This is a genomic window from Streptomyces sp. P5F9 (assembly GCF_057961495.1).
This window is the reverse complement of the sequence record NZ_JBXVPZ010000270.1, coordinates 1-12,987: the sequence shown is the minus strand read 5'-3', so window position 1 is coordinate 12,987 and position 12,987 is coordinate 1. Positions and strand designations below refer to the sequence as shown.

Annotated in this window: 13 protein-coding genes and 3 pseudogenes; 9 read left to right on the top strand and 7 right to left on the bottom strand. The window is 70.0% G+C overall.

The features are described from left to right. Together AC31A1_RS33065 and AC31A1_RS33060 are read left to right on the top strand one after the other, a co-directional pair. A pseudogene (locus tag AC31A1_RS33065) lies at window positions 1-184 on the top strand (type III effector protein); the annotation flags it as partial. Between the two features lie 302 nt (window positions 185-486). Beyond that, window positions 487-654 carry an SCO5918 family protein gene (locus AC31A1_RS33060; RefSeq protein ID WP_489656857.1) on the top strand — a complete coding sequence of 56 codons (168 nt, stop codon included), beginning with the start codon at window positions 487-489 and terminating at the stop codon, window positions 652-654. Window positions 655-830: 176 nt separating this feature from the next. On the opposite strand, the gene AC31A1_RS33055 is transcribed toward AC31A1_RS33060, so the two are convergent. After that, window positions 831-1,190 (bottom strand): hypothetical protein, encoded by a 360-nt coding sequence (locus tag AC31A1_RS33055; RefSeq protein WP_489656856.1) that lies wholly within the window; start codon window positions 1,188-1,190, stop codon window positions 831-833. Between the two features lie 934 nt (window positions 1,191-2,124). On the opposite strand from AC31A1_RS33055, the gene AC31A1_RS33050 reads away from it, so the two are divergent. Then, complete coding sequence (locus tag AC31A1_RS33050; protein ID WP_489656855.1) at window positions 2,125-2,463, top strand: MerR family transcriptional regulator; 339 nt, start codon at window positions 2,125-2,127, stop codon at window positions 2,461-2,463. 259 nt (window positions 2,464-2,722) lie between these two features. On the opposite strand, the gene AC31A1_RS33045 is transcribed toward AC31A1_RS33050, so the two are convergent. Genes AC31A1_RS33045 through AC31A1_RS33030 form a run of 4 tightly spaced genes read right to left on the bottom strand, consistent with a single transcriptional unit; the run spans window position 2,723 to window position 6,884 of the window. Next, the gene (locus AC31A1_RS33045; RefSeq protein WP_489656854.1) at window positions 2,723-3,433 is read right to left on the bottom strand and encodes an aspartate/glutamate racemase family protein; all 711 of its coding nucleotides are present in this window, start codon (window positions 3,431-3,433) and stop codon (window positions 2,723-2,725) included. After that, window positions 3,430-4,455 (bottom strand): ornithine cyclodeaminase family protein, encoded by a 1,026-nt coding sequence (locus AC31A1_RS33040; protein ID WP_489656853.1) that lies wholly within the window; start codon window positions 4,453-4,455, stop codon window positions 3,430-3,432. Before AC31A1_RS33040 ends, AC31A1_RS33045 begins: the two co-directional genes overlap by 4 nt. Next, window positions 4,452-5,354, bottom strand: coding sequence for an ABC transporter substrate-binding protein (locus AC31A1_RS33035; protein WP_489656852.1), 903 nt, complete (start codon window positions 5,352-5,354; stop codon window positions 4,452-4,454). The genes AC31A1_RS33040 and AC31A1_RS33035 overlap by 4 nt, the downstream gene beginning before the upstream one ends. A 57-nt stretch (window positions 5,355-5,411) precedes the next feature. After that, on the bottom strand, window positions 5,412-6,884 hold the full coding sequence (locus AC31A1_RS33030) for an MFS transporter (protein WP_489656851.1): 1,473 nt from the start codon (window positions 6,882-6,884) through the stop codon (window positions 5,412-5,414). 214 nt (window positions 6,885-7,098) lie between these two features. Here AC31A1_RS33030 and AC31A1_RS33025 point away from each other — a divergent pair, with 214 nt between their 5' ends. Further along, window positions 7,099-7,785: a GntR family transcriptional regulator gene (locus tag AC31A1_RS33025; RefSeq protein WP_489656850.1), complete on the top strand. Its 687-nt coding sequence runs from the start codon at window positions 7,099-7,101 to the stop codon at window positions 7,783-7,785. Window positions 7,786-7,957: 172 nt separating this feature from the next. Next, window positions 7,958-9,220 (top strand): serine hydrolase domain-containing protein, encoded by a 1,263-nt coding sequence (locus AC31A1_RS33020; RefSeq protein ID WP_489656849.1) that lies wholly within the window; start codon window positions 7,958-7,960, stop codon window positions 9,218-9,220. A 98-nt stretch (window positions 9,221-9,318) separates the two neighbouring features. On the opposite strand, the gene AC31A1_RS33015 is transcribed toward AC31A1_RS33020, so the two are convergent. Beyond that, complete coding sequence (locus AC31A1_RS33015; protein WP_489656848.1) at window positions 9,319-9,810, bottom strand: hypothetical protein; 492 nt, start codon at window positions 9,808-9,810, stop codon at window positions 9,319-9,321. Window positions 9,811-9,860: 50 nt separating this feature from the next. Between AC31A1_RS33015 and AC31A1_RS33010 the strand changes: the two genes are divergently transcribed. The 3 genes and pseudogenes from AC31A1_RS33010 to AC31A1_RS33000 form a co-directional block, all read left to right on the top strand. Then, complete coding sequence (locus AC31A1_RS33010; RefSeq protein WP_489656847.1) at window positions 9,861-10,580, top strand: leucine-rich repeat domain-containing protein; 720 nt, start codon at window positions 9,861-9,863, stop codon at window positions 10,578-10,580. Window positions 10,581-10,615: 35 nt separating this feature from the next. Beyond that, window positions 10,616-10,786 (top strand): annotated as a pseudogene (locus AC31A1_RS33005) (NUDIX domain-containing protein); the annotation flags it as partial. A 118-nt stretch (window positions 10,787-10,904) separates the two neighbouring features. Then, window positions 10,905-11,315, top strand: a pseudogene (locus AC31A1_RS33000) (site-specific integrase); the annotation flags it as partial. 140 nt (window positions 11,316-11,455) lie between these two features. Here the strand turns inward: AC31A1_RS33000 and AC31A1_RS32995 are convergent. After that, the gene (locus AC31A1_RS32995; protein ID WP_086809300.1) at window positions 11,456-12,379 is read right to left on the bottom strand and encodes an SDR family NAD(P)-dependent oxidoreductase; all 924 of its coding nucleotides are present in this window, start codon (window positions 12,377-12,379) and stop codon (window positions 11,456-11,458) included. A gap of 88 nt (window positions 12,380-12,467) precedes the next feature. On the opposite strand from AC31A1_RS32995, the gene AC31A1_RS32990 reads away from it, so the two are divergent. Then, a partial coding sequence (locus tag AC31A1_RS32990; protein WP_489656846.1) for a TetR/AcrR family transcriptional regulator occupies window positions 12,468-12,987 on the top strand: 520 nt, incomplete at its 3' end.

Below are 12,987 nucleotides of genomic sequence, written 5' to 3'. Positions count from 1 at the left end.
GGCCCGCACCCCCCTGGCCCGTCTCACCGAAGCCCTCGCCGACAACGACACCGCCGGCCTCATCGACCCGCTCACCGCCACCCACACCCACCTCAAGGCCGGCCACCCCGACCTCGCGGCCCGCATCGACAGCATCGCCCGCCACGCCGACCAACTCCGCCGAGGCAGCGACACCCCTCGCTGAACCACCGCCCACCGGGAGGCGCGGCGACAGGCTGTGACCAACTGCCTCCCAGAGCACCTGCGAGCCCCGCAGACGGTCGAGCCCACTCGTGTCCGCCACGCCGAGTACGCTCGGCGCCTTCGGAAATGTTGCACTCCGGTTCATCGGAATCCGGGGCTGATCCTCGTACCGACGCGTGAGCCGGCGCAGCAGGTGACCGACGCGCTCACTCCGTACGCCCGCTCCGTGGCCGACGGGCAGGACGGCGCCCTGGGCGCCCTCGCACTCTCCCGCTGATCCGCCTCACCCTGGTCGGACAGGTCATGGGCGAGTCCGTGATCATCGGACGCCGCCACTACCCCGTCAAGCAGGTCGGCCAGGTCATCACCCGCCAGGACCGCCGTGACTTCAGCGCCGGCGAAGTCCGCCGGGCGATGACCAAGCTCGGCTTCACCTGCCGCACCGCACCGCACCCAAGGCCGGACCCGTAGGCATCCTCGGCCCGCTCCGGCAAGCTTCCGCGATGCTCGGCACTCTCATGCCTGCCTGACATGCCTGTCCGACCGACGCGACAGGCGCGAGTCGACACCTGAACAGCAGTGGGCCCGACCGGCGGAAGCCGGCCGGGCCCACACTGCGTCCAATAGGTCCCCGTCGCCGCGGTTTCTCAGTGGTCGGAATAGCTGAAGTCGCCCACGGTCCAGGCGCTGACGTCGTCGATCGCGACCCGGTACATCCCGCCCGTCTCCGGGATTCCCACCGGGCCCTGGAGGATCCGGGCGACATGGAAGTGCAGATGAGTGGGAACCCCCTCCTCCTTCGTGGGGGTGTCGAAGACGGCGGAGAACTCTCCCAGACGGGCGGAATCCGTCAGTACCTCCGACACCCTCCGCCTCCACACGGCTTCGGGAGCCAGCCGGCCGGTGATGACAGCGCCACCGGTGACCACGGTCAGGGACATCTGGTTGCTCTGCCCGGACTCCACCACGGTGGCGATGTCAACGAGCAGCTCGTCAGGCTTCGACATGGGGCAGATTGTATTTGCCGGCCATCGTGCCGTTTCAGCGGCGGCGCTACCAGGCAAGGCGGGCGCTCACCGTCCTGCCGCCACAGGCCCGGCGGGTGACCGCGGTGGCCTGGGCGAGACGGCCGACCATGTGCCGGCCGAAGCCCCCCGGGTGCCGCCGCTCAGGTCAGGTGCCGCCGCCGTGACGCGCGGCGTGGGTGACAAGCTCGGACACGACCAGGGGGCACGGTGACCGCGGCTTCCGGGCCCGCGGCCGGCCGCCGCAAACCTCCGAGGTAGGCCGTCACTTGAGGGTCGGGGTGCCGCGGACCGCCCCCGCCATGCGCAGCGCGGACGAGAGGCTACCTCCCTGTCGAACGCGCGGAAATCTGTGTTTGTCAGAGTAGACATCCTGGCGATGGCGTGGTTATGGTTCTCTCGTAGCCCAGAGAGACAGCAGGGCCTGGCAGACACGAACTGCCGGGCAGCAGTACACGCAGGTGAAGTTCGCAGGACGGTGCGGTGGTGGAGTCGCGAAGCCAGAGCAGTCGCAGGACGGCGACGGGACTGACGACCGGACCGGGTGGCCCGCGGTGATCAGGGGCCGCCGTGAGCAGGACCGCAGTGGCAGTACCTGTAAGTGCAGTTCGCAGGACCCAGCAGTACGCAGTAACCCAGTTGTAAGCAGTTGATCCCAGAGGGAAGAACGGAGGAGCCGAGCGCCATCAGGATCGCCCGGGCCGGCATCTTGAACCCGGGTACCGCAGGACATCGACAGTGAGGTGGTCTCCGGTCAAGCAACCGCGATCCCGGCAGCCCCGACGGCATTCAGGTCAGGGCTGCGGAAACAGAAGGCCGGCGCAGTAACAGGGCCGGCGGATGGTGTAGCAGTTCCTTCGGGGCCTTGGTGCCATTGGCACCAAGGCCCCTCGACGCGTTCCACAGAGAGGTGCAGATGACAGCAGACGACTCGTTCGGCCGTATCGACGACGAGGACTACCCCGCCTACACGATGGGCCGGGCCGCCGAACTCCTCGGCACCACCCAGGGCTTCCTCCGCGCCATCGGCGAAGCCCGACTGATCACCCCGCTCCGCTCCGAGGGCGGACACCGCCGCTACTCCCGCTACCAGCTGCGCATCGCCGCCCGTGCCCGGGAGCTCGTCGACCGCGGGACCCCCATCGAGGCCGCCTGCCGCATCATCGTCCTCGAAGACCAGCTCGAAGAAGCCCAGCGCATCAACGCCGAACACGAACGCCGCGCCGGATCGTCCCCTCCACCGGCCACGGGCTGAAGCAGGCGTGCCCACCGGCCCGGGCCGGCCTCTTGCTCGTGGTCCCGGTGTTCCGCGTGAGTTCCGCGTGATCGCTTTCTCTGGTGACGCCTCGCTGCGCGGCCCTCGGCCTTTCTCCCGCGGTGGGCCCGAGGCCGTTCGCGTAAGGCTGCCGGCCCGGGGCCGTTCGCGTAAGGCGGCCATGAGCTGTTCATTGTCCTCAGGCCGGCGTCCGAGTCGACTTTGGTCGGCGCGGGCGCCGTTTCAGTCTCGGGGCCTCCTACCTGAGTGTGCGGAGCTTGGGCAGGGGAGCCGCGTACGTTCCGCTCTTGCTGGTGGTGAGGCGGCGGTGGGCCAGTGACTCGACGAGTGCGACCGCGCAGCTGACGCCGTCGACGACGGGGACGCCGAGCCGGTCGGTCATGCGGGTGTCCAGTCCCGTCATGCCGGCGCAGCCGAGGCAGATGACCTCGGCGCCGGCGGCCATGGCCCGGCGGGACGCGTCGACGAACGCCTGCTCGGTGGTGGCCGGGTCGAGTTCGAGGTCGAGTACGCCCAGGCCGGTGGCGAAGACTCCGGCGCAGCGGTCGAGGAGTCCGGCGGTGCGCAGGCTGTCCTCGATCTGGCCCGCGGCCCGGGCGAGTGTGGTGACGACGGCGAAGCGGCGGCCCAGGAGCAGGGAGTACAGGGCGGCGGCCTCCGTGATGTCTACGACGGGGACGTCGAGGAGTTCGCGTGCCCCTTCGCGGCCGTGTTCGCCGAAGCCCGCCATGACCACTCCGTCGACCGGCTGATCGAGGTTCTGGAGGAGGTCCAGGACCGAGGCCGCGCTGAGGAAGCTGTCGAACCATCCCTCGGCGGAGGCCACGCCCCAGGCGGGGGTGAGGGGCAGGATGCGCGTGCCGGGCAGGGCGACCGCGCGGGCGCCGGCGGCGATGGTCTCGGTCATGGCGGTGCTGGTGTTGCAGTTGACCACGGCGATGACGGTCACCGTGCCGCCCCCGCTCCCGCCGTGACGCGCAGGCCCGAAGTGCCGTACGCCGTGCGGGTGTTGATGCCGGTTCCGGCGGTACGGGCGCGGTCCACGGCCAGTGCCGCGTAGGCGAGGTCCTGGAGGGCGATGCCGACCGAGTTGAACAGGGTCACCTCGTGTGGAGTGGTGCGGCCGGGGGTCGATCCGGACAGGACCGCGCCGAGTTCGCGGCTGAAGGTCTCGGTCGTCGTGGCGCCTTCCGCGATCGAGAGGACGGCTTCTCCGGACTTGAGGAGTTGGGTGGGGGTGCTGTCCACGACGACGGTGGCGCGGCCCATGCCCGCCCCGTCGATCTCGCGGTGGTCGGGGCGGGGCGGCGCGCCGACCGCGTTGATGTGCAAACCGGGACGGAACCACGCGCCGTGGACGACCGGGAGCCGGGCGGGGGTGAGGGTGCAGACGATGTCCGCCGCCTCGACCACGCGTCGCGGGTCGGGCGCCTCGACGACCTCGACGAGGTCGCCCACCGCGTGATGGAAGGCGCGCACGGTGGCGGGGGAACGGGACCACACATGCACGGTGTCGAGGGCGCGCACCTCCCGCAGGGCGTGGACGTGTTCGATCGCGAGCCGTCCCGCGCCGACCAGGCCCAGCACGCGGGAGTCCGGGCGGGCGAGTGCGTCGGTGGCCACCGCGCTCGCCGCCGCCGTACGCGTCCGGGTGCCGACCTCGCCGTCCAGTACGGCGAGGCACTCTCCCGTGCGCGCGTCCAGGAGCAGGACCGTGGAGCGCTGGGTGGGCAGGCCGGCCGCGCGGTTGTCGGGGGCGTCGGACATGACCTTGACCGCCGACAGCCCGAGCCGGTGGGAGGTCGCGGCCATCGGCAGGAACTGTGTGGTGCCGGTGCCGGGGAAGGCCACGGGGGCGGGCTGTTCGGCCCGGCCCTCGGCGAGATCGATGAAGGCGGTGCGTACGGTCGCGATGACCTCGGCGCGGCTGACCAGCCCGGTGAGGTCGGCGGAGCCGAGCAGCAGCGTCATCGGTAGTCCGCCATGAAGCTGTCGTCGGCGAGGGAGGCGTAGGAAGGCGCGGAGCGCACCAGGCCGCCCTCCGCCAGGATGCGCATCCAGCGGTCGCTGGCCGTCTCGTCGATCGCCACGGTGTCCCATACGGCGCTGGCCGCCATCTGGCGCTGTGCCTCGCGCAGGATGCCCTGGTCCTTCTCGGGCCAGCGCCGCTTGAGGATGCCGTCCACAGTGTGCGGGTCGACGGTCGGTACGAGGCGCATCGCCGCGTCGATGGCGGCGGTGAACCGGGTGATGTGGTCGCGGAGTTCGGCCACGCGGTCGGTGCGGCAGTAGTAGACGCTGTTGGGCATGATGCCGCCGTCGTCGAGGTGCCGGAAGACGATCCGGGCGGTGCCCGACGCCTCCAGCTCGGTGGCGGTGACCAGGTCGGCGATGATGGCGTCGCCGAGTCCGGCGGTGAACAGCTCCACGAGCATCGCCGTGGACAGGTCGCGGACGAAGCGGATGCCGGCCGGGTCCACGCCCGCCTCGCGCAGCAGTCCCGCGGTGAACTCGTAGGGAGCGCTGCCGCCCGCGCCGGGGGCCAGGACCACCTTGCCGAGCAGGTCCTCCAGGGCGAAGTCGCCGCTGCTGCCCACCCGGACCGCGATGGCCATGGGGAACTGGTGGTTGAGCTGGCACACGACGCTCAGCTCGCGCTCGCTTCCTGCGTACATGGCGGGCACCCACAGGCCGCCGAGCGCGATGTCGGCGTGGCCGGTTTCGAGGTCGTCGAGGACGCCGGTCCAGGGGTCGCGGGCGACGGCGGTGACCTCAAGTCCCGCGTCGTGGAAGAGGCCTTCCTGGTCGGCGAGGTATTCGGGCAGGTAGTTCAGGCCGTTGGCGGTGGCGGAGATCGTGAGCTTGTCCATGTTGTTCGTCCTCTCTAGGGGGATGGCGTACGGCGGTGCGGGTGCCGATGGTGCTGGTCAGGCGTGGGTCGGGGTGGGGGCCGTCGTCTCGTTGACCTCTTCGAGCGTGCGGCTGCGGGTCTCGGGGGCGAACCGGGAGGCGATCACGAGCGCCGCGTACATCACCGCGACCATCCCGAAGACGCCCGCGAAGGAGAACCGGTCCCACAGGGCGACGGCGGCGAAGGGCATGACGGCTCCGGCGATGTTGCCGATGCCGTTGACGATGGAGGTGCCGCTGGCCCGGATCGGGGTCGGGTACAGCTCCGGGGACCAGACGGCGAGGGTGGTGTTGGTGAGCATGGTGAAGAACTGGAAGAGCGCGCCGAGGACGAGGATCGCCGCGGTCTGATGGGCGAACACCGCGAAGGCAACGGCGGTGAGGCACCCCAGGCCGCCGGCCACGCCGATGACCGACCGCCTGCCGTAGCGGCCCGCGAGCAGGGCCGAGGCGCAGGCCCCGAGCAGCGAGCCGACGTTCATGATCATCGTGTAGAGCAGGCTGTCGGACAGGGTGTAGCCGCGCTCGGTCAGCAGCGTCGGCATCAGGAAGTTGAGGGTGACCTGGGCGCCGAACGCCATCCAGGACGCGGCGCCGATGGTGACCGTACGGGACAGGACCGAGGGGCCGAAGACCGCGGCCGGTGACGTCTTGACCTGCCGGGCGGGGATGTCCGCCTCGGTCAGTACGGGCGGGACGGACGCCGGTACGTGTTTCGGGTCGAGCCGGTCGCCGGTCAGCCGGGCCAGGGAGCGGTTGGCGTCGTCGACGCGGCCCTGGGAGAGGAGGAAGCGGGGGGTCTCCGGCAGGCGCCATCGGTATACCACCACGATCAGGGCGGGCAGGGCGAGGATCACGAACGTCCAGCGCCACACCAGGTGGTCGCCGCCGAGCGCGGGCGCGAGCGGTCCCAGGAGCAGGAGGAACAGGCCGTAGGAGAGGAAGTTGCCGACGCCGCCGGAGCCGACGTTGAGGATGGCGACGAGCGTTCCGCGGTGGCGGGTGGCGACCATCTCGCACAGCATCGCGATGCCGATGGTGAACTCGCCGCCCAGGCCGATCCCCACGATGAGCCGACTCGCCAGCAGGGTGGGGTAGTTCATCGCGACGGCGCTGAGCAGGCCGCCCAGGGTGTAGACGAGGAGATTGACGCTGAGCGAGGTGCGGCGGCCGTGGCGGTCGGCGATCCAGCCGCCCGCGAACCGGCCGATCAGGCCGCCGATCACGGTGAAGCTGTTGATCGCCGTCAGCTCGTTGTTGCCGATGTGCAGGGACGACTTGATGAGGCTGCCCATCGCGCCCACGGAGTTCTGCTCCAGGGTGTCGAAGAACATCCCGGCCAGGATGATCATGAGCACCCAGAACTGGGCCCGGGTGAAGCCGGCTTCGTCGAGGGTCCGCGCGAGGGTGTTGGTGGCGGGGCGCGCCGGGGATGCCTGGGGTGCGGTCGTGGTCGTGATCTTCAGGGGACTTGGTGCGGTGCGATCCATGAGTGCCTCCGTCAACCAGTGAGTGCTATTGGTATACCAACGGCGGTTCGGCGGCTACAGGGCTGCGATGTTAACTCGACGTAAGAGGTGGGCCGTTCAGGTTCCATGCCTGTAAAAACACCAGGTGGGAGTGGCTGTTTGGCGAGGTCGTGCGGAGTGGAGATCGATCACGAGTCTTGATGGCTCAAGCGGAGCCTCGGCTATCTTGTATGCCATGTCACTCACGGACTCCTCCGGCGCCGACGGCCGCTCACTGGTCCACAAGGTCTACGAGTACCTGCGCGACGGCATCATCGAAGGCGAACTGCCGCCGGGCACGCGGCTGTTGGAGCGCGAGCTGTCGGAGCGCCTGGACGTCTCCCGGATCCCGATCCGCGAGGCCCTGCCCCAGCTCGAAGCCGAGGGGCTGATCACGACGTTGCCCCGGCGCGGATCGATGGTCACGCAGCTGACCCTGCGCGACATCGATGAGCTGTTCAGCGTGCGCACAAGCCTCGAAGTGCTCGCCGCCCGGCTCGCCAGTGGGCAGGCGGCCGAGCGTGCCTCCGCGCTGCTCTCACCCGCCTTCGCCCGCGCCGAACTCGCCACGGATGAAGGTCGGCAGCCCGAGATCGCCGCCGCCAACGCGGCCTTCCACGAGGCGATCGTGCGGCTGTCGGGAAGCCGCCTGCTCAACTCGATGATGGCGCCCATCAGCGCCCGCGTGCGCTGGCTGTTCCGGCTGACCTCCGACCGCGACCCCGGCGTCCTGTGTACCGAACACCGCGAGCTGTACGAGGCGATCTGCGCCGGCGACACCGAACTCGCCGCCTCGCTCGCCTTCGTGCACGTGGAACGTGGTCGCCGCCCGTCACTGGAGTCCCTGGCCGGTGTATTGCCGGCCGGCACCGACCCCGCGTGAGCGATGCGTGAGCGGACATTGAGTCAGCGCGCGTCCCGGAACCCGTATCGCGGCCGTATCGAAAATCGCATACGCCCCCGCAACAGTCCCCCGCCTTCAGTGGAGGCACGAACCACCGTGCGTCAACGGTCAGTTCGTCCATCGGGAACGGGAACGGGGAGGGACTGTGAGCATGGACTCGGATTCCGTACGCGATGTCGGTCGGCGGCGGCTGCTCGGGTGGAGCGGGCTGGCGGCCGTCGGCGGGGTGGCAGCCGCGTCGCCGGCGGGCGCCCAGCCCGGTTACGCCGACCAGGCCTCGACCGACCAGGCCATGCCCAACCGCGCCCCGACCGACCCGATCCCGCCCGGCACCCGGCCCGGCGGAGCCTACGACCGGTATGTGGCGGAGCTGGCCGCCGAGGGCAGGTTCTCCGGCGTGGTGCTGCTGTCGCACCGGGGCCGGACGGTGCTGTCCCGCAGCTACGGCATGGCCGACGAGGAGAAGGGGATCGCCAACCACGAGGGCATCGCGTTCAGCCTCAGTTCGGCGGGGAAGCCGTTCGGGGCAGTGGCCGTCCTGCAGTTGGCGCAGCAGGGCAGGGTGAAACTGTCTGACACGGTGGGGACCCATCTGAAGGGCCTCGCCGAGGAGATCGCCGAGCGGGTGACCATCCACCACCTGTTGTCCGGCACCTCCGGGCTGGACGCCCCGGATGAGGACGTGCGACGGGTCTTCCGGAGCCGGGACGAGGTGCACGCGTACTACGAGCGGCGGGCCCGGCAGGCGAGACTCGTGGGTGTCCCGGGCGTTCCCGACACCGACCACGAGGAGGCGGAGGTCACCCTTTCCGCGCTGATCGTGGAGGCCGTGACCGGCAGGACGTACTGGGACTACGTGCGGGAGAACATCTTCGGGCGCTGCGGCATGACCGGCTCGGGGTTCCGCACGAGGCCGCAGTGGCTCACCGACGAGCACATCGCGCACCCGTACATGCAGCTGGCCGACGGCAGCGTGGTGGACGCCGTCCGCAACCTGGACAGGAGCAGCCCGGACCCGGACGTCCTGGGCAAGAATCCGGGCCGCGCCTTCATCGACGCGCCCGGGGACGGCGGTTTCGCCACCGCGCCGGATCTGGTCCGGTTCGCGCACGCGCTGGGCGACGGCACGGTGCTGGAGCGGCCCTGGGCCGACGTGCTCACCGCCGCCAAGATCCCCCATGGACCGGCGTCGTTCGGGGCGTACGGGATTCCGGTCTCCATCGTCGACGGCCAGTGGATGTACCAGCGCGCCGGCGGCAACCCCGGCGTCGGCGCCAACTGGGACATCTACCCGGACACCGGCTGGGTCGGTGTCATCCTCAGCAACCGCGACGGCGTGCCGCTGCGGGAGATGATCGGGCAGGAGGCGCAGGCCATCACCGGGGTTCCGGCCGAGGGGGGTTCAGGGGGCTGAGCCACCGGGGATTCCGCGTACACACAGCCGGTGTCGTGTGCGGGGGGCTGGCTGGTGCCGAGGCCGTCATCGGACTCCGCGCCCTGCGGGCAACGCCCTCACCCTCGGCGAGCGGCGCCGTCCGGCCATACGACGTCCACGGGGAGGCCGGCCGCCCGGGCTTCGAGGACGGTGTCCGCGGTGCCGCCGCCCTCGCCGGTGGGGGGTGCGCCGTTCCATACGGCGACGAGGCGGTCGGCGCGTTGGAGGAGGACGGTGTTGGCGGCTTCGTATGCCTGGCGGTCGGCCGTTGTGCGGGGGAGTACGAGTACTTCCTCGGCGGATGCGACGAAGTGGTCGAAGAGGGGGGCCTGGTCGGGCTTGACCTCGCGTCGGCGATAGTCCTGGGAGGGGATCACGGCGATCAGACGGCCGCCGGCGGTGAGGACGGCCTCGGCGAAGAGGGAGTCGGCGCCCTCGGCGAGGCAGGAGACGCCGATGAGTCGGCCGTCGGTGGCGTACCGCGTGAGCAGGTTGGCCAGTGCGGTGCGGATCAGCGGGATGCTGTCCTCGGTCAGGTCGATGTGGCCGGTCACCGCGAGGGTCGTCACGGTCGCGTGTTCCCTTCGTCCGCCGCGCTGTCGAGAAAGGCGAGCACGTCGTGCCCCACGTACTGAACCTATGGCGCCAACAGCTGGGAAAAGTACCGGAGTCGGTCTGGCAACGCACCGAACTCCAGGTCCTGATCCTCGCGGACAACGCACTCACCGACCTCCCGCCCGGGATCGGACGACTGCACCGGCTGACCACCCTGGACCTCGGGCACAACCACCTCACCTCGGTGCCCGACGAACTCGGCGACCTGACCGCCCTCGACGGCTGCCTCTACCTGCACGACAACGACCTGGCCGAACTCCCGGACGCGCTCGGGAACTTGACCCGGGTGCGCTATCTCAACGTCGGCGAGAACACGCTCACCGCCCTGCCCGAGGCCATCGGCAGCATGGCCGGTCTCATCGAGCTGCGGGCCCAGCACAACCGGCTGACGACCCTGCCCGACAGCATCGGGGCCCTCGGCAACCTGCGTGAACTCTGGCTCAGGGGCAACGAGATCACCCGCCTGCCGTCGTCCGTGGCCGGCCTCCACGAACTGCGTCACCTGGATCTACGGGAGAACGCCCTCGCCGAACTCCCGCAGGTACTGGCCGACTTGCCCCTCCTCCGTCAACTCGACCTGCGGAGCAACCGCCTCACCCTGCTGCCGGACTGGGTGTCGGGCATGCCGTCCCTGGAGAAACTGGACCTGCGGTGGAACGACTGTGACCCGCCCTCGGCGCTGCTGACGGAGTTGGAACGGCGCGGGGTTGTCGTCCTCCGGTGAGGATCGTCCGGGAGGAGCGTGCTTTCCTCTTCTCCATGACTCTGCTCGTCGCCGCCGTCATCGTCCACGACAAGGCCGCAGGCCGGGTCCTTCTCCTCCAGCGCGGTGAGCACGCCAAGTTCGGGCGAGGGATGTGGGATCTCCCCGTAGGCAAGAACGAACCCGGCGAACCCGTCACCGAGACCGCCGTACGCGAGCTGTGTGAGGTTATGTGAGCAACTTCTGTGTCCCACGAGAAAGTGTCTCATCTGCAGTGTAGATGGGGGCTGAGACTGGTGTGATCGCCTAATCAACTGTTGCCGGTTCCCCGAGGAACCCAGCCAGCTGGAGACCGTCTACTGGGACGCGGGCACCGCCCGGCTGCTGCCCCGCCTGCTGAAGGGCCGTACGCGGGGGCCGGTGTTCGTCACCCACCGCAAGCCGGGTCCCGGCAAGGTCATCGCGCCGCGTGACGTGTGCCCGGACACCGGGCTGGTCCGGCTGTCTTACGGCCAGACCCGCGCCCTGCTGGATGCGCACACGGCCATCGGCGGCGTACCGGGCACGGGCTGGGGCCTGCACGAATACCGGCATTCCGGACTCACCCACCTCGGCGAGGCCGGGGCCAGACTGCCGATGCTGATGGCCAAGTCCCGGCACGAGAAGCCGGAGAACGTACGGCGCTACTTCCACCCGTCGGCGGAAGCGATCGCCGAGGTCACCAGCCTGCTCGCACCCGGCGACGCGCGCCGCTGACCCTGCTGTCACCGGTGTGCCCTACCGCCGTCCCGGTGCCCACGCCGCCAGGGGCATAGTCGGCCAAGGTCCTCCGGGGTCCGCGAGTAGCGGCGCAGGCCGACTCTCTCCTCCTGGTCGGCCGGATCGCGGGGGAGGCCTCAGACGGAGAACCGGACGTCGGTGAGCTGCTCGGACACGGCCCACAGGCGCTGCTGGACGGCCGTGTCGTGGGACTTCTTGCTGGAGGCGACCACCTCGGGGTATCCGCGGGTTCCGCCCACGCCGTTGGGGCCGTAGAACCGGCCTCCGGTGACGGCGGGATCGGTGGCCGCCCTCAGGGTGGGAAGCGCTCCCATGGCGGCCGGCTGGGTCAGCAGAGGCTGGACCAGTTCGGACCCCTTGCGCACCAGGCCGCTCATGTTCTGAATGAGTTCGGTATCCGACACGCCGGGATGCGCGGCGGCGGCGATGGTGGTGTGGTGCGGGGCGAGGCGGCGCTGGAGTTCGTAGGTGAACATCAGGTTGGCCAGCTTGGCCTGACCGTAGGCGACAACCCGGTTGTAGGAGCGGTCGAACTGCAGGTCGTCGAAGTGGATGTCGGCCCGGATGCGGTGGCCGAAGCTGCTGACGGTGACCACCCGGGAGCCGGGCACGGGCAGCATCAGGTCCAGCAGCAGGCCGGTGAGCGCGAAGTGCCCGAGGTGGTTGACCCCGAACTGCATGTCGAACCCGTCCTCGGTCTTCTGCCGGGGTGTGAACATCACGCCCGCGTTGTTGATGAGCAGGTCGATCTTCGGATGCTCCGTGTGCAGCTCATCGGCGGCCGTGCGTACCGATTTGAGGGAGGCGAGGTCCAGGCGCTGGAGGCTGAGCTTGGCGCCCGGGGCGCGCTCGCTGATGCGGGCGAGGGCCTCGCGGCCCTTGTCGAGGTTGCGCACGGCGAGGACGACGTGCGCGCCATGCTCGGCCAGGGCCCGCGCGGTCTGCATCCCGAGGCCGCTGTTGGCGCCGGTGACGACGGCGACCTTGCCGTCCTGGGCAGGGATGTCCTTTTCGGTCCACCGGTCGGTCGTGCTGGCCATGATCAACCTCCATAAGGTGAATGACGCTTCATGTTGTAGAGTGAAGCATCATTCATCTTTCGTCAAATGGTTCCGGAGGGCCGCCCTCATGACCTCACCCCGACCGCTGCGTGCCGACGCGGCCCGCAACCGCACCCGGATCATGACCGCGGCGCATGAGCAGATCACCGAGCACGGGCCCGAGGTGTCGATGGAGCAGATCGCCGCTGCCGCGGGCGTCGCGGTCGGAACCCTGTACAAGCACTTCCCGAACAAGAGCGACCTGGTCGCATCCGTGGTCGCCGCCTCGTTCGAAACACTCGCCGACGACGCCGAAGAGTGCCTGCAACGCGAGAGCCAGGGTTCACCCGCCATGGCGGAGCTCACCGGCTTCCTCAGCCGTGTGATGGACACCGTCGCCCACAACCGCGCCGTCAAAGCAGCCTCGTACGCGCTCGGCGCCGACCACGCAGCCCACCCCGCCATGCAGGAGGTGGAGACCCGCGTCACCCAGGCCCTCGGCCGGCTCATCCGCACCGCACAAGCCCAGGGCGGTCTGCGCGCCGACTTCACCGTCGACGACCTGTACCTGATGCTCTACACCCTCCCCACCGACCAGCCACCCACCG